The organism is Streptomyces sp. NEAU-W12 (genome assembly GCF_026242095.1).
In the GTDB taxonomy this organism is placed as follows: domain Bacteria; phylum Actinomycetota; class Actinomycetes; order Streptomycetales; family Streptomycetaceae; genus Streptomyces.
This window is the reverse complement of the sequence record NZ_JAPJDM010000024.1, coordinates 100,635-115,481: the sequence shown is the minus strand read 5'-3', so window position 1 is coordinate 115,481 and position 14,847 is coordinate 100,635. Positions and strand designations below refer to the sequence as shown.

The 14,847-nt window shown below is 73.4% G+C and carries 14 protein-coding genes and 2 pseudogenes; 9 read left to right on the top strand and 7 right to left on the bottom strand.

Features of this window, described 5'->3' with window-relative positions:
• Positions 1–394 precede the first annotated feature (394 nt).
• Positions 395–1,000: a hypothetical protein gene (locus ORI94_RS27215; RefSeq protein WP_266080352.1), complete on the top strand. Its 606-nt coding sequence runs from the start codon at positions 395–397 to the stop codon at positions 998–1,000.
• Between the two features lie 68 nt (positions 1,001–1,068).
• Here ORI94_RS27215 and ORI94_RS27210 read toward each other — a convergent pair whose 3' ends face one another.
• Positions 1,069–1,764 carry a class I SAM-dependent methyltransferase gene (locus tag ORI94_RS27210; protein ID WP_266080350.1) on the bottom strand — a complete coding sequence of 232 codons (696 nt, stop codon included), beginning with the start codon at positions 1,762–1,764 and terminating at the stop codon, positions 1,069–1,071.
• Positions 1,765–1,864: 100 nt separating this feature from the next.
• On the opposite strand from ORI94_RS27210, the pseudogene ORI94_RS27205 reads away from it, so the two are divergent.
• From ORI94_RS27205 to ORI94_RS27190, 4 genes and pseudogenes are all read left to right on the top strand, one after another.
• Positions 1,865–1,960 (top strand): annotated as a pseudogene (locus ORI94_RS27205) (flavodoxin family protein); the annotation flags it as partial.
• A gap of 1 nt (position 1,961) precedes the next feature.
• Complete coding sequence (locus ORI94_RS27200; RefSeq protein WP_266080417.1) at positions 1,962–2,087, top strand: hypothetical protein; 126 nt, start codon at positions 1,962–1,964, stop codon at positions 2,085–2,087.
• A 260-nt stretch (positions 2,088–2,347) separates the two neighbouring features.
• Positions 2,348–3,025 (top strand): lytic polysaccharide monooxygenase auxiliary activity family 9 protein, encoded by a 678-nt coding sequence (locus ORI94_RS27195; protein WP_266080348.1) that lies wholly within the window; start codon positions 2,348–2,350, stop codon positions 3,023–3,025.
• A 286-nt stretch (positions 3,026–3,311) separates the two neighbouring features.
• Complete coding sequence (locus tag ORI94_RS27190) at positions 3,312–5,243, top strand: DUF1996 domain-containing protein (RefSeq protein ID WP_266080406.1); 1,932 nt, start codon at positions 3,312–3,314, stop codon at positions 5,241–5,243.
• Between the two features lie 562 nt (positions 5,244–5,805).
• Here the strand turns inward: ORI94_RS27190 and ORI94_RS27180 are convergent.
• Positions 5,806–8,445: a SpoIIE family protein phosphatase gene (locus ORI94_RS27180; RefSeq protein ID WP_266080345.1), complete on the bottom strand. Its 2,640-nt coding sequence runs from the start codon at positions 8,443–8,445 to the stop codon at positions 5,806–5,808.
• A 243-nt stretch (positions 8,446–8,688) separates the two neighbouring features.
• On the opposite strand from ORI94_RS27180, the gene ORI94_RS27175 reads away from it, so the two are divergent.
• From ORI94_RS27175 to ORI94_RS27160, 4 genes are all read left to right on the top strand, one after another.
• On the top strand, positions 8,689–9,297 hold the full coding sequence (locus tag ORI94_RS27175) for a hypothetical protein (protein WP_266080343.1): 609 nt from the start codon (positions 8,689–8,691) through the stop codon (positions 9,295–9,297).
• A 109-nt stretch (positions 9,298–9,406) separates the two neighbouring features.
• Positions 9,407–9,673 (top strand): hypothetical protein, encoded by a 267-nt coding sequence (locus ORI94_RS27170; RefSeq protein WP_266080341.1) that lies wholly within the window; start codon positions 9,407–9,409, stop codon positions 9,671–9,673.
• Positions 9,674–9,854: 181 nt separating this feature from the next.
• Positions 9,855–10,775, top strand: a complete 921-nt coding sequence (locus tag ORI94_RS27165; RefSeq protein WP_266080339.1) for an oxygenase MpaB family protein — start codon at positions 9,855–9,857, stop codon at positions 10,773–10,775.
• 92 nt (positions 10,776–10,867) lie between these two features.
• Positions 10,868–11,374, top strand: coding sequence for an SRPBCC family protein (locus ORI94_RS27160; protein ID WP_266080336.1), 507 nt, complete (start codon positions 10,868–10,870; stop codon positions 11,372–11,374).
• 94 nt (positions 11,375–11,468) lie between these two features.
• Here the strand turns inward: ORI94_RS27160 and ORI94_RS27155 are convergent.
• The 5 genes and pseudogenes from ORI94_RS27155 to ORI94_RS27135 form a co-directional block, all read right to left on the bottom strand.
• Positions 11,469–12,189 (bottom strand): annotated as a pseudogene (locus ORI94_RS27155) (adenosylcobinamide amidohydrolase).
• A gap of 78 nt (positions 12,190–12,267) precedes the next feature.
• Positions 12,268–12,705, bottom strand: coding sequence for an ATP-binding protein (locus ORI94_RS27150; RefSeq protein ID WP_266080334.1), 438 nt, complete (start codon positions 12,703–12,705; stop codon positions 12,268–12,270).
• A 77-nt stretch (positions 12,706–12,782) separates the two neighbouring features.
• Entirely contained in the window at positions 12,783–12,947 is a 165-nt protein-coding gene (locus ORI94_RS27145) for a hypothetical protein (protein ID WP_266080414.1), read from the bottom strand.
• 134 nt (positions 12,948–13,081) lie between these two features.
• The gene (locus tag ORI94_RS27140; protein WP_416237905.1) at positions 13,082–14,176 is read right to left on the bottom strand and encodes a DUF6745 domain-containing protein; all 1,095 of its coding nucleotides are present in this window, start codon (positions 14,174–14,176) and stop codon (positions 13,082–13,084) included.
• A gap of 60 nt (positions 14,177–14,236) precedes the next feature.
• Positions 14,237–14,563 (bottom strand): hypothetical protein, encoded by a 327-nt coding sequence (locus ORI94_RS27135; protein ID WP_266080330.1) that lies wholly within the window; start codon positions 14,561–14,563, stop codon positions 14,237–14,239.
• Positions 14,564–14,847 lie beyond the last annotated feature (284 nt).

Below are 14,847 nucleotides of genomic sequence, written 5' to 3'. Positions count from 1 at the left end.
CGTCCCATCGGGGCTGCCTCGGCACCGTCGGACCGGGCAGTCCGAGTGCACCGGCGGCCCGCGCGGATCCCTCCGGTGCGCGCGGACCGGAAGAGCGGGGCCGCCCGGCCCCTCTACGGAGCCCCGGCCGCCGCAGGCGGACCCAGGTGGTCCCGGCGCAGTGGTCCCGGCGCCGAAGCCCGCCGGAACCGGTGCCCTCGAGGCCGCCCCCGGCGGTGAGCGGCGCACGGTCGTCCCGGTCCACGCGGTCCGACGGCCGACGTCAGGGGGCGGGGCCGGGCAGGCCGCCGTGGTCCTCGGCCGTCCTGGACTGTGGGCCGGGACCGTTCACCCCATGCGCCCGGCGGCCGGGTGGCGGACCCTGGAGAGGTGGCGTGCGAGGAGGTGACGCCCCATGGGGAGGACGCGTGGTCCACGGCCCCGCAGGGTGTGGCTGTGGCGGTGGCGGAGCAACCCGCTGCGGCGCCGCAGTGATCTGGTCGAAGCCTGGCTGCTGCTCGCCGGCCTTCTCCTCGCCCTGCTCGCCGGGGTGGTCACCGGCCTGGCGACGGCGGGGGCGGTGGACCGGTCCCTCGCGGAGCGCCGCGCCCAGTCCCGCACCGTCCCCGCCGTCCTCGTCGAGGACGCGGCCGGCACGCTGCCGTCCCCGGTGACCGAGGACGGCAGCGGGGACGGCCGCGTATGGGTGGAGGTGCGGTGGACGGCCCCCGACGGCACCAGCCGCACGGGCCGCGCCGAGGCCGAACCCGGGGACAGTGCGGGCAGCGTGGTCACCGTGTGGACGAACGACGCGGGGCGCCTCGTCTCCGAGCCGCCCGGCGGAGCGGACGCGCGGTTCCAGACTGTCGTGGCCGGCCTCACGGTCGCCGCGGTCACCGGGGGAACGGTCGTGCTCGGCGGATGGTTCGTCCGGTCCCGGACACAGCAGCGGCGCGCGCAGGAGTGGGAGGCCGAGTGGCGGCTGGTCGAGCCGACGTGGCGCAAGCGGATGACGGGGTGACGGCCGGCGGACGAGGTGCGCCGCCGTGGGCCGGCGGAGGGCGGGCGCCTGCTCGCCGGGGCCGTGCCTCACGGGGCCCCGGGGTCCCCGACGTCCTCGCGCCTGCAGTGCAGGAAGAGGTGGGGTTCCGGCGCGGCGTCGGGGTGGGCCGGGGTGAACATCACGCTCCTCTCGGACAGCACCGTCAGCCCCGCATCGCGCACCAGGCCGATCACGTCCTGGGCGGCGAAGCTGGTGACCCGCACGTTCTGCCCCATGAAGACACCGTCGAAGTCCTCCACATCCAGGGGCACGGTCGCCAGCGCGAACAGGCCTTTGGGCCGCAGCAGCCGGGGCAGCCGCCGCAGCAGGTCGGACTGCTCGGCACGCGACATCTGGAGCAGGGCGAAGTACAGACATACGGCGTCGAACGAGCCCTCTTCGAGAGGCAGTTCGCGGATGTCGCCGCAGCGGAACTCGGCGTCGGGCACCTGCCGGGCCGCGATCTCCACCATCACCGGTGACACGTCGACCCCCAGCACCCGGTGACCGGCCGCGGCGAGCGTCGAGGCCGTGGGCCGGCCCGTCCCGCTGCCGACGTCCAGTACCCGGCCGGCGGGCGGGAGCCGTTCCAGCAGCCACTCCAGGGAGGCCCCGTGCGTCTCGGAGGCGGCGAACGCCTTCTCGTACTCGCTGCCCAGCGCGTCGAACACCACCGCCGCCGGTGACCTGCGATTCTCGTCGACCAAGAGGCACCCCCGTCTCTGTGTACCGATGCCGCGCATCGTGCCATTCCCGACGGGCTCCCACAACCGTTCGCCGTTCCCCCTCCCGGTGCGTGGGACCGGCTTGCGGGGGTGCGGGCCGGCGCGGCAGGGGCGGGGTGTGCCGACTCCGCCGATCATCCATCACACCCCCTCTCCGCACTGCCAGGCGATGTTCGAAGCGGTGCTCTCCGGTGCCACGGCCCCGGAGATCGATCATGGTGAAGGCCGACAAGCCCGCCAGGGCGTTCTGCGACCGGATGGGATTCCATGAGATCGAGGCACGCGTCGACGACTCCGTCACCTGCCCCGGGCGCTCCACCCGGGACCTCGGCCGGCTGTGACGGACGGGTCGCGGCCGGCTTCGGGCGGCCGTGACCCGCCCCGTGCGTCGAATGGTGTCGAACACGCCATGGCCGCTGCGGAAGTGGCGCAAACGGGTGTTGCCGCTCCGTTTCATGAGGCGCAACCTGTGGTCCTGGGAGCGCTCCCACAGGTGTTCCCGTATGTGCTCCGGCGTGTGCGCCCCCATGTGTCGGTACCTTCGCACTCCGCACACGGCGCTCCGACGTCCCTGCATCCCCCCACCCGGAAGAAGGAGATCATGAATTGGCATGGTCATGACCTATGTGTACGCGTCGCATCGCGTCCCTCGCTCGTTCTGAGCGTCCTCGTCGCCACGCTGCTGTGCCTGGTCCCCTGGAGCGGTACCGCGGCCGCGCACGGCTCGGTCGTCGACCCGGCGTCCCGCAACTACGGCTGCTGGCTGCGCTGGGGAAGCGACTTCCAGAACCCGGCCATGGCGGACGAGGACCCCATGTGCTGGCAGGCGTGGCAGGACAACCCCAACGCCATGTGGAACTGGAACGGCCTCTACCGGAACGGTTCCGCCGGTGACTTCGAAGCCGTGGTCCCGGACGGGCAGCTGTGCAGCGGCGGACGCGCCGAGGGCGGTCGCTACAACTCCATGGACACGGTGGGCGACTGGCAGGCCGCGGACGTGGACAGCGACTTCACCGTCCAGTTGTACGACCAGGCGAGCCACGGTGCGGACTACTTCCTCGTCTATGTCACCCGGCAGGGCTTCGACCCCACCACCCAGCCGCTGACCTGGGACGACCTCGAACTGGTGGCCTCCACCGGCTCGTACGGACCGAGTCAGAACTACTCGATCCCGGTGAGCACTTCCGGCTACAGCGGCCGCCACGTCGTCTACACGATCTGGCAAGCCTCGCACATGGACCAGACGTACTTCCTCTGCAGTGACGTGAACTTCGGCTGACCAGCCGTTCCCCGAGCTGCCCGGCCCCCGGAGTCCCCGCCGCACACGCCGAGTCGGGCGGGCCCCGGGGGCTCGGGTGTGCCTGAGGGTTCCTGAGATTTCTCGAAGAAACCGTGAGGCACCTGAACACGCCGCGAAGCACCTACGTATGAGGCGTGGGAATTTCATGCCCCCGCGACTGAAGCGTAGGAGTACTGCCTTGGCACGCAACACACGCAGACGCCCCCGAGGACCACAGCGCGCGACCTTCGCGGCGGTCGCGCTGATCCTGGGCGGAGGGGGGTTGATGGCGGCCAACGTCTACGCTTCCGCGACGGAGGACGACACCGACGGAGCCGGTCGGGCGCGGGTTCTCGGTGGCGCCACCATCGACTGCCCCGACGTGGGGACCAACCTGACCACGGTCCCCGAGCAGGCGCGGCCGGCCGTCGACAAGGAACTCGCGGCACTGGACGAGCAGATCGCCCAGGCCTACCAGCGCCTGGCGGAGTCCGCCACGGACATTCAGCAGGACCCCGGTGTCGCCGACGAGAAGGTGGTGGGCCCGCTCGAGGAGGAGCGCGCCGTGACCCTCGACCGCATCTCGGGTGCCATGGAGCAGGAGGGCGACCGCCCCGAGGGCCTCGGTGAACTGGCCGACTGCTCCGTGGTCGACTCCGGCAACGCGTCCGCCCAGCCCGGTGAGGGCCAGGACGGGGACGGACAGGGAGAAGGGGGCGCGGAGGGCGAACAGGGAGGCGACGAGGGCGCCGGCCAGGAGCAGGACGGCGGAAACGGCGGACAGGCGGGCAACGGGCCCGTCGCCGCGGACTTCGTGGACATCCAGAGCATCCAGCCCAACGTGGCCGAGCCCGCCGACTCGGCCGATGCCTCGAAGGGCAGCTTCGTCAGCAGCTGCGGTGTCAACGAGAACGGCCTGTTCAACTCGGACAACGTGATCGCCGCCCCCGGTGTCACCAACGGCGCGCACCACTTCCACGACTACATCGGCAACCAGGCCACCAACGCCTTCTCCAGCGACGAGGAACTGGCTGCAGCCGACACCACCTGTGAGGACCGGGGCGACAAGTCGTCGTACTACTGGCCCGTGCTGCGGCTGCAGAACGGCACCGAGGAGCAGGACGCCGATTCCCCCGGCGGCGGCATCGAGGGCAACGTCGGTGAGATCGTGACACCCAAGGAGGTCACGCTGACCTTCGTGGGCAACCCGCAGGGCGAGGTCACGGCGATGCCGAGGCTGCTGCGCATCATCACCGGTGACGCCAAGTCCTTCGTCAACGGCCCCGCCAACGCCAACGCGTCCTGGAGCTGTACCGGTTTCGAGGACCGGCAGCTGGCGGACAAGTACCCGCTGTGCCCGCAGGGCAGTGACGTGGTCCGCACCTTCGACTTCCAGAGCTGCTGGGACGGCCGCAACATCGACAGCGCCAACCACCGTACGCACATGGCGTTCGTCGACGCCCAGGGCAACTGCCCGTCCGGCTTCACGCCCGTGCCGCAGCTGGTTCAGCGCATTGTCTACGACGTCGACGCACCCAGCCTGGACGACGGCGGTGCGACCACCCCGCTGTTCGCGGTGGACTCCTTCCCGGAGCAGCTGCACAAGCCGGGCACCGACCACGGCGACTTCATCAACGTCTTCGAAGAGGACCTGATGCAGGAGATGGTCGACTGCATCAACAGTGGTCGCACCTGCGGCGCCGGCGTCGGCGAAGGTGAGCAGCCGGGTGGGAACCCGGAGGAGGAGCCCACCGAGGCGCCCGAGGCCCCCGACAGCGGCGGCAACGACAACGGCGGCAACGACGGTGCCGAGCAGCCGGGTGACAACGACGGCAACGGCGACGGAGGCAACGGCAACGGCGACGACCAGCAGGAGGACCCCTCCGAGCCCTCGGCCGGCCCCCCGGCCACCGAGGAGTCCGCGGACGACGCCGCCACCTCACCGTCCGGCGACGGGCAGCCCGAGGTCCGGGCCTCGGCCAACGGCGACGACGTGGCAGACGCCGGTCGCGACGACGACGGAGCCGGCCGGGCGACGCCGGGCGTCGGCACGGCGACCGGCGACGGCGGACAGCAGGCCGCTGCCGCGGACTCCACCGAGCCACAGGCGGTGAACGGCGGTCTGGCCGACACCGGAGCCCAGCTCTGGCCGGCGGCGGTGGGTGCGGTCCTGCTCGTCGCGGGCGTCATGCTCCTGCGTCGCGTGCGACGCACCTGATCACCCGCACCGCGGCTCGGCCGGTCCGGCACGGCTGAACCCGGACGCCCCGCGGGGTGAGCCGCGGGTGCGGTACGACGGTGGCAGGTCCCCAGGGGCCTGCCACCGTCGCATGCCCGACCCGCCACCCGGGCGTCCGGGACGGCGTCGGCGGGTCCTCGCGCTCCGTGTCGATGTGCGGCAGGACCCGCTCCAGCCACCGGGGTGTCCGCCAGGCGTGGTTCCCGAGCAGCGTCATGACGGCCGGGCCCAGCAGCAGGCCCTCGACGACGATCACGAAGCGCCGGGCGCACCACTCGCCCGGCCGGCGCGGTACCCCTGCCCTCCGCCCGCTCTCGCACCCTCCCCCTGCCCCCACCGCGCTTCGAAGGCATGGCGGTGATCTCCTCCACCCCGGTCGTCCACCGGGGCCGAGCCGTTCCCGGCCCGGCCTCCCCTCCGCCCGGGGTGGACCGCCCCGGGCCTTTCGGAACCGGGAGTGGTCTCCCGCGCGACGGACCAGGACCCGGAGAGCTCCCCGACGGAGAGGACGCGAACAGCCGGAACTCCGGCGCAGGGGAGGTCAGGCCCTCGCCGCCCTGCGGTATGCCGTGAGCAGCAGTGCCACGTCGTCCGGCCGGTCATCGGCCCTGCGGGCCGTCCTGACCAACTGGTCGGCGAGTTCCTCCACCGAGTCCGTAGCGCTGTGCGCGAGCGTGCGGCGAACCGCCTCGATGCCGGTCCCGATGTCGCTGCCGGGCTGCTCGACCAGCCCGTCGGTGTACAGCGCGAGGACACTGCCGGGCACCAGGGTGAGTGCCGTGACCGGGTAGAAGGCGCTCGCCTCGACGCCCAGCATCACGCCGCCGGCGAGATCCAGGGTCTCGGTGCGGCCGTCGGGATGGCGCAGCAGCGGCGGCGGATGGCCGGCCCGGACCGCGAAGGCACGGCCGGTGTCCGGCTCGAGTTCGACATAGCAGCAGGTGGCGAAGGCGTCCGCCTCCAGCTCGGCCAGCAGCCGGTTGGTGTGCGTGATGACCTCCTGCGGCGGGTGCCCACTGGCCGCGAAGGCGTGCACGGCACTGCGCAGCTGCCCCATGACGGCCGCGGCCTGGACGCTGTGCCCCTCCACGTCACCGATCACCAGCGCCACCCCGCGCTCGGTCCTGATCACGTCGTACCAGTCGCCGCCGATGGCCATGCCCTGGGTTCCCGGCAGATAGCGGCCGGTACTGACCAGCCCTTCGATCGCGGGCAGCCGGTGCGGCAGCAGCCCCTCCTGCAGGCCGCGCGCGACGGCGGACTCGGCGTCGTACAGCCGGGCCCGCTCCAGCGCCTGGGCGGCCAGTCCGCTCAGCGCGATCAGCGCGGAACGCTCGTCGGGAGTGAACCGGCGGAGGGCCTCCCAGCCGAGGATGCAGGAGCCGACCGGACGGCCCGACGCGATCAGCGGCAGGAACGCCCAGGCTCGCATCCGGTCCAGGGTGATCCCCGGATACGCGCTGGTCAGTTCCTTCGGCGACTCGTAGAACAGCGGGAGCCGCGTGGTCAACGCGTGCACGCCGGGCAGCTCCGAGTCCAGAGGGGTGCCCTCGAACGGGGCGAGGAAGCCCTCCGGGTAGCCGGACTCCCACAGCAGGTGCATCCGCTCGTCGCGGACCGCGTACAGGGCCAGCTCGCGGGCCCCGAACGCGGGCAGCAACTGTTCGGACACCGCCCGGCACACGTCCATGACGGTGGCGGCCTCGGTGAGCGCACTGGCCATCTGCACGACGTGGTACAGCGCCCCCGCGCGGGGTGCGGCGACCTCCGCCGGCGGAGGCGCGGCGAAATCCGTGCCACGCGGGGCTGTCCCGGGCGCCGCTCCGGCTTCGGACACCGGTCCGGCCACGGCTCCGGCGGGCGGGCCGGTGCGGAAGACACGGCCGGTCAGACCGTGCACACCGGGATAGAGCACGAAGCCCAGCCAGGCGCCGTCCGGGTCCCGTACCGGATAGGACACCGGCTCCTGCGACAGCATCGCCGCACGGTAGCGGTCCTCGTAGTCCGGATCGTGCAGCCAGGTGATCACCTGCCAGGGATAGTGGCCGAGCAATTCGTCCCGCCCGCAGCCCAGCAGCTCCACACAGCGCTGGTTGGCATAGGTGACCCGGCCGTCCTGGTCGAGCGAGAACAGCCCGTCGGGCAGCCGCTCGGCGGCCTCCGACGCGGTGACCCCGCCCGCCGCGTCGACGAGCGCTCCCACCAGGAGCCTGCCCGCCGACCCCGCCCGTACGACATGCCCCCACAGCTCCACCGGCCGGTAGCGGGGCCGGCCGTCCTCCGCGCTCTCGTCCACCACCCGGAAGTGCCGGGACCCGATCCGCAGACCCGCCCTCGCGTCGCTCCGGCACGTCCTCAGTTCGTGCATGTCGTCCGGGGACACCTGGGCCTCGATGTCCGCCATGGTGCCGCCGAAGTCCTTCCGGGGCAGCCCGAGCAGCGCCAGCGCCTCGTCGTCCGCCCACCACCGGTCACTGTCCAGATCCCACTCGACCATGCCGAGCCGCAGGGTGTGGGTCGGCTGGGTGGGCAGCCGCACGCTGACCGGCTGGTCGTCGTACTCGGTCTGGTACGCCACGGCTTCCGTGAGCGCCGACGTGCCGGTGTCCGTGTCCGTCGGGGCGGGAGAGGCGGCGGGAACGGGGGCACGCCGGACGAACTCGGTCAGGCGCTCCTCCACGCTCCGTCCCGCGTCGTGCAGCACGCGCGCCACCGTCGCCGCGCCCATCGGTTCCCGGGTCGCCGACCGCAGCACGGCCAGGACGCCGACGGTCTCCCCGCCCACCGTCACCGGCTGGTAGGCGGAGGCGAACGAATAGGGCAGCGCGGCGGTGAACTGCGGGAAGCGCAGCATCGTCGCCCGCTCGTCCGGCAGCCACAACCGCCCGCCCGAGCGGTACGCCTCGGCCATCGGCAGCGCCCCACCCACCGGAACCCGCCACCACGGCTTCAGCAGAGACCGGGGCACCCCGGCCACCACGCACAGCACCAGCGAACGCCGGTCGCGTGACCGCAGGTACACCAGGCCCCCGTACCCGCTGAGAGCCTCGACCGCCGTCACCACGGGCCGCGCGAGCACGTCCTCGATCCGCTCCGCGTCGCCGGCCCCGCCCGGTGCCGGACCGGTGCCGGGCCGGTCTCCCGGCCGCTCTCCGGCCGGTACGGCGGCTGCCTCTTCCATCTCGCGTCCTCCCGGTGCGGACGCACAGGACATCATTCGCTCCCCACCAGGATGTGCCATGCCCGGTGCTCCGGCGCGGCGGGAACGGCCCCGGGCCCGCCGCCAGGATGCCCGGCAGCAACCGGACACGCTGTGGACGCGCTCCGGGCGTGAACGGGATCTGCCCACCAGAGCGCAACCTTTGGGTGAACCAGGCCGTCTCACCCGATATCAGCAGGATGCAAACCCTGGGGGCATAAAACCATGCAGAACAGAACCATCTACGTGACCCTGGCGCTCGTGGGTGCCGCGCTGAGTACGGCGGTGGTCCCCGCCGTCGCCGCCACGGCCGCAGCTCGGACGGCGACAGTCCCGTCCGCGGCGTGTCCCACCGGCTGGGGCAGCCAGGCCAAGAGCGACACGGCCGGCACCGCCACGACCACACCGGTGCGCGATGTCAGGACCGGCCGCCACGACTGCTACGACCGGATGGTCGTCGACCTGCCGGGCGCGGGCGGCAGTGGCAGCGCCGGCGCCGTCGGGTACACGGTCCGGTACGTGGACCGGCTGCACCAGGACGGCTCCGGCGCCCACCTCCCGGTCGCCGGCGGCGCCATCCTCGAAGTGCGGGTCGCCGCCCCGTCCTACGACCCCGCGACCGGCGCGCCCACCTATCCGGCACGCGCGGGACAGCCGCTGCCGGGCGTGGACCCGGCCGGGTACCGCACCTTCAGGGACACCCGGTTCGCCGCCAGCTTCGAGGGCGACACCCAGATGGGGCTCGGCGTGCGCGCCCGGCTGCCGTTCCGGGTGCTGCAGCTCCAGGACCGTCTCGTCATCGACGTCGCCCACAGCTGGACGGGTGCCCGCTGAGTCACCGCACCGCACCGCACGGCCGGAGCGGACGCGCGGCAGGCTCGCAAGCCGTGCCTCCGCTCCGGTGCGGTCGGCGATTGTCAGTGGCCGATGCCACCCTGCCGGTATGGACGAGCTGGAGTTCATGCGCGGCCGGGTCTACGGGGCGGACCACGACGATCCGGGACCGCGCGACGGGCGGTTGTACGTGGAACTGGCCGGTGGGCCGCTGGACGGTCTGCTGCTGGACATCACCGACCGTTCCGAGGCGGAACTGTGCGGCGGTGTCGGGCTGCCCACCGAGATAGGCCGCTACGGCGCGGGCGGCCGTGCCCTGTACGTGCCCCGCGTCGGGCGCGGAAGTGTGTTCGATTGGAGGGGGGACGTTCCGTGAGGTGCGAGGTGCGAGGTGCGAGGTGCGAGGTGCGGAGGGAAAGCATGAGGCGTGTGCCGTAACTTCCTGGCTCGCGGGTACTGGACGGGGAGCGGGGCAGGTGTAAGGCAGGCGACGTCGTGGAGCACCGTCCGTTCGTGCGCCGGCCGGCGGTCGCGGGCGCAAGGAGGCGGTACGAGCCATGGGACTCCTCTCGGACAACGGCCACGTGCTGCGCGACCGGATCGGCGATGAGATCTTCTCCCGGGTGGCGGGACCGGACGGGCCCGCCACCCGGGCCCGCATCCACGACACGCCCGGCCCGCGCTGGTTCGGTCCCGAGCGCCCGGTCCGGCAGGTGCACGGGGACGCCTCGATGTTCACCGGCGGGCTGTCGGCGCTGCTGCTCCAGTCGCTCCACCCCCTGGCCATGGCCGCCGTCGCGGGGCACTCGGGGTTCCGCGGCGACCCCTGGGGGCGCCTCCAGCGGACCAGCACCTTCCTCGCCACGACCACCTACGGTCCGGCCGACAGCGCCCAGCGGGCCGTCGACCGGGTACGTGCCGTGCACGAGACCGTGCACGGCACCACTCCCGACGGTCAGGAGTACCGCGCTGCCGACCCCCATCTGCTGTGCTGGGTGCACATCGCGGAGGTCGACTCCTTTCTCCGTGCCCACCAGCGCTTCGGCGCCCGGCCGCTGGACGCCGCCGGCTGCGACGCGTACGTCGAGGACATGGCGCGCATCGCCACCGCCCTCGGCGTGCCCGACCCACCGGTGAACCGTGCCGAGCTCACCGATCGGCTGGCCGCCTACCGGAGCGAACTGCGCGCGACCCCCGAGGCACGCAGCACGGCGCGCTTCCTGCTGCTCAACCCGCCCGTGCCCGTCCTCGCGCGACTGCCCTACGGCGCCCTCGCTGCGGGCGCGGTGTCCCTGCTGCCGGTCTGGGCCTCGCGCGCCCTGTGGCTGCCCCGGGTGCCGCCCGCCGAGGACGTGCTCGTCCGCCCGCTCGGCACCGCCGTCACCGCTGTCATCCGCTGGGCCCTGGCGCCCGGCGAGCGCGCACGGCGCGGGCAGGAGGACCGACTGCCGGGACCGGGGCAGGGCCCTGCCGGTTGACACGCCCGACCGTGGGCACTCAGTGCTGGCCGACGTGAGGCGGGCTCACACGTCCGGCGCACTCGTGCGGCTGTTGGACCCGGGAGGTCGTCGTGGCGGTTCGTCATCGTCTGATCAAAACGCCTGCGCGGACCGTCTGGGAGGTCCTCGCGGACGGCAGTCGTCACGCGGACTGGGTGGTGGGGGCCCCGTCGTCCGAGCCCGTGCGGGGGCAGTGGCCACGGCTCGGGTCCGCGATCCACTACGAGTCCCGGATCGGGCCCCTCCGCCTGGCCGGTGAGACGGTCGTCCGTCGCTGCGAGCGTGGCGAGGCCCTGGAATTCGAAGCACGGGAGGGTCCGTTCGGCACGGCGCGGATCGCCGTCCGGCTGCGGCCCTGGGGGAACGAGTGCCTGGTGACCGTCGACGAGCATCCCCTGCGGGGCGCCGACGGCCGGCTGCGCCGTGCGGCCGCGAAGGCGTTGACCCGGATCCGCCACGGCGCCATGCTCGCCAGGCTGGCGAAGGTCTGCGAGGCCGACGCCGCCGAGTGGGAACGCCGCCGCCCGCTCGGCCAGGTGGTCGCGTCCGAGCCCGGCCGCGACGGCACCCGCGCCTGAGCCCGGGGCGCCCCTGGCGTCCGGACGCTCCGGTGCTTCGGCCGGCCGGGCCGGAGAGCGGGGCCCGGCCCCCGGGCTGACGGGCCGCCACCGCTCAGAGCGACGGCGGGGGTGATGACGGCGACGGTGTCGCGTCGTGCACAGCGCGGTGGGCAGCGCGTGCCAGCCGTGCGCCCCACGGGGGACGGGGCCCGGCGAAGGCGTGCGGCGTCTCACCGGGAGAGGGGGCGCGGACGGCGACGCACACCGCGTCGGTGGGAGTGCCCGAACAGTCGTGGCCGGCCTCCAGCAGGGCCTGCACCTTTGCCTCCGTCGAGGTGGCCACCGCGTTGACCGGGGCGGCGTCGGTGAGGGGCACCGGCAGGGCCACGGCGATGTTGATCGTGCCCGGCGCGTGTGCGCAGTCCGTGCCGCCCTCCCCGGCAGCCTTCGCGGCCTCGGGGGCCGCAGCCCAGCCCCGTACGTCGACGCCCGACGTGACGATCGCCTCCGCGCCCCCGTCGTGCGCGTGGGCGTACGACGCGACGTCGGCGGCCGTCGTCAGATCGACCCCGGGACCGAGCGCGCCCGCACCGGTGGCGAGGCCGGCGAGGTGCCGGCCGGGGTCGGTGCGGCGGTACCCGTGGGAGACCTGCGCGTTGGACCCAGGACCGCTCGCCGATGCCGCCGCCCAGGACCGCACTGCTGATCATCCGCATACCCGGCCCGGGGGCCCACAACAGGGCGTGCAGCGGTAAGCCGTCCTCGACACGGGTCAGGCGGCGCGGGCACAGCAGTCCGACGGAGGTGCGGGGCGGCGGGAGGACGGCGGTCACCGGGCGGAACTCCTCGAGCGGATCGGGGTCGGCCGATCGTATGCCTGGGGGCGACCGCCCCGCCCCCAGGAGGCCCGGTCAGCGCTCCGATTCCGTCCCCGGCGCCTCCGCCGGCCGTGGCCCCCGGAAGCAGGCGGTGACGGACTTGCCGTGCGGGCAGGGACGGGTCTCCCACTCGTCGGCCAGGGCGTCGACGAGAAGCATGCCGCGTCCGCCGGTGCCCTCCGTTCCCGGGCTGCGACGGGCCGGCAGCTCTGCCGAGGTGTCGTGGACGGAGATGTGCAGACAACGGTCGTCGCGGGACAGGGTCAACTGGGCGTTGCTGTGGGCATGCCGGTGTGCGTTGGTGACCAGTTCCGACACGGTCAGCAGCACGGCGTCCGCCGTCTCGGGCGCCGTGGTGGTCCAGCCCAGGGCATCGAGGTAGTCGCGGGCCCAGTCGCGCGCCGCCTTCACCTCCCCGCCCATCGGCAGGGTACGCGCCCAGCCCACCGCGCGCACCGACGATCCGTCCATGAGGGTCCTTCCTGATCACACCGGCGCGGCCCGGACCTTCCCGGACACCGGACCGCGCCGAAGGGCGGTGGAGCCGGTCAGCGGCGACCGCCGCGGAACTTGCCCAGCAGCCGCTGGGCCTGCGCCCGGCGCCGGGGATCGGCCGCGGCACGCCGCGCCTGCTCGCTCGCGCGCCGCCCCTGAGGGCTCTGGGCGAACCGCTTGATGCGCTCCACGATGCCGGCCATGAGAACTCCTTCCACGGGACCGCGCTCCGGGGGCCCGGTCGGCCGCCCGGAGATCACTCGTCGGTCTCCTGCTCGTCTTCGTCCTTGTCGGTCCTTCCTTCATCTACCCCCTGGAGACGGAGTCAGCCCTGCGGACGGCGGCAGAGACCTCACGTCTGCTTCAGCGGCTGGTACACCTCGGGCGCGATCCCGAACGTCCACGCCACCCCCTCCCGCGCGGTGCGCGTCGTCGGCGGCACCCGGAGCCAGTAGGTACGGTGGGTGCCGTCGGGCTCCGGGGTGGAGTTGACGACCTCCACCATCACGACCGCCTCGTCGCCGTCGAGTTCGACCCGCCAGAGGGCGCCCGTCTCGTCCCGGTGGACGGGCTGCGCCCCGGAATCGGCCAGGTAGCGGTCGTAGCCGTAGTACTCGAGCATCACCCGGCGCAGCTCGGCGTTCTCCTCGGCCCGGATCCGCTCCGGCGTGAGGGTGCGCAGTTCCTCCAGGAAGGCACGCTCCACCGGCATGCCGCGCCAGGCGCACAGGGCGAACCCGTCGGGGAACTCCAGTGCCGGGCCGTCCCCGTGGTCCAGTCGGCCCGCCTCGTCACGGTGCAGGGCGACCGGCCGCTCGCACACCACCACCACCTTCTCGAACGGCCACCACCAGCCGGCGCTGCGGCACACCTGGGCCGGACCGTCGAGCGGGGACGGGCCGTCGGCGTCCAGAGCGGCCAGCCACGGCGCGTCGTGCTGCCCGAGCAGCGCGTCCAGCAGGACCAGCCGTATCTCCGTACGGGCGCCCGCGTCGTCGGCCGCGAGATCGTCGAGCACCCCGGTGCGGATCCGGTCCACCAGAGCCTGCGTGGAGCCCCAGAGGGCACCACCGGTCGCCGACCAGTGGCGTGCCCAGCCCGTCGCGCCCAACCGGGCGTGCAGGCGCGCGCGTTCGGCGGCCCAGGGCGCGGTGCGCACCGCCTCGCGCACGCTCGCCCCGAAGTCCGTGCCCTGCCGCACCAGCGTCACGCCCTCGCGCGGCGAGCCGGCCCAGACCACCCGCTCCGGCTGCGGCAGCCCGGCCCGCCGGTAGGCCAGCCGGATGCCCTCCTCGGCGGCGGCCCGGTCGGCGCGCACCGCACTCGCGGCCCACGCCCGCCAGCGCCCCGGACCGCTCTCCGCGCGGTCCCCGCCCGACGCCGGTGCGGGGCCGCCGGCCACGGCCGCCACCCCGTTCGTCTGCTCCGTCGTCGTCATTCCCAACATCCCCTGTCCGCGCCGCTCGTCCGGTCCGTGCTTCCTGGCAGTGCCTGTCGTCCGTGCCGCTCAGTCGGCGACGATCCGTACCGAACCGGGGATGTACTCGCGCTGCCGGATCACGCGGTACCACCCCTTCGGCAGCTGGATCGTCGCGTGCTCCTCGTGCACCACCCGGCCGCCCTCGGGCAGATGCAGCAACAGCGGTCCGAAGGGGCCCGGCTCGCTCACCAGTTCTCCCTTGCCGACGACCGCGTGCGCATGCCCGGTGACCTCTCCCAGGGCCAGCACGAGCCGGCCCCGGACATCACGCGGCTCCTTGGGCGCGTCCGGGACGTGCGCGGGCACCGCCTCGTCGACGACGGGCACGATCAGCACGTCTCCCTGCCGGTACATGGATCTCCCCTCCACTCCGGCGCACGGTGCTCCGGAGTCCGTGCGAGGACCGTACGAGCCACCACTGACAGCCATAGTGACATCTGGGTCCCCGGTGGTCGTGACCCGATCACTGACTGACGTCCTGCTGGACTGTCTTCCGGTTGTTCTGTCCAACACGGCTTCGCGAGGCCCGCCGCCGGACGTTGTCAGTCGCTGTTGGTAGAACTGCTGCACGCACCGTCGAAGGGCCGCTCCCGGCCCGGGTTCTGTGACGGCGCCGGACCTCGTCCCCCCACTTGCCC

What these genes read in the sequence shown, in the direction of transcription:
- ORI94_RS27215 (WP_266080352.1), top strand. Translation starts at nt 395, where the DNA reads ATGGGGAGGACGCGTGGTCCACGGCCCCGCAGGGTGTGGCTGTGGCGG.
- ORI94_RS27210 (WP_266080350.1), bottom strand. Translation starts at nt 1,764, where the DNA reads ATGCGCGGCATCGGTACACAGAGACGGGGGTGCCTCTTGGTCGACGAG.
- ORI94_RS27200 (WP_266080417.1), top strand. Translation starts at nt 1,962, where the DNA reads ATGGTGAAGGCCGACAAGCCCGCCAGGGCGTTCTGCGACCGGATGGGA.
- ORI94_RS27195 (WP_266080348.1), top strand. Translation starts at nt 2,348, where the DNA reads ATGAATTGGCATGGTCATGACCTATGTGTACGCGTCGCATCGCGTCCC.
- ORI94_RS27190 (WP_266080406.1), top strand. Translation starts at nt 3,312, where the DNA reads ATGGCGGCCAACGTCTACGCTTCCGCGACGGAGGACGACACCGACGGA.
- ORI94_RS27180 (WP_266080345.1), bottom strand. Translation starts at nt 8,445, where the DNA reads ATGGAAGAGGCAGCCGCCGTACCGGCCGGAGAGCGGCCGGGAGACCGG.
- ORI94_RS27175 (WP_266080343.1), top strand. Translation starts at nt 8,689, where the DNA reads ATGCAGAACAGAACCATCTACGTGACCCTGGCGCTCGTGGGTGCCGCG.
- ORI94_RS27170 (WP_266080341.1), top strand. Translation starts at nt 9,407, where the DNA reads ATGGACGAGCTGGAGTTCATGCGCGGCCGGGTCTACGGGGCGGACCAC.
- ORI94_RS27165 (WP_266080339.1), top strand. Translation starts at nt 9,855, where the DNA reads ATGGGACTCCTCTCGGACAACGGCCACGTGCTGCGCGACCGGATCGGC.
- ORI94_RS27150 (WP_266080334.1), bottom strand. Translation starts at nt 12,705, where the DNA reads ATGGACGGATCGTCGGTGCGCGCGGTGGGCTGGGCGCGTACCCTGCCG.
- ORI94_RS27140 (WP_416237905.1), bottom strand. Translation starts at nt 14,176, where the DNA reads ATGTTGGGAATGACGACGACGGAGCAGACGAACGGGGTGGCGGCCGTG.
- ORI94_RS27135 (WP_266080330.1), bottom strand. Translation starts at nt 14,563, where the DNA reads ATGTACCGGCAGGGAGACGTGCTGATCGTGCCCGTCGTCGACGAGGCG.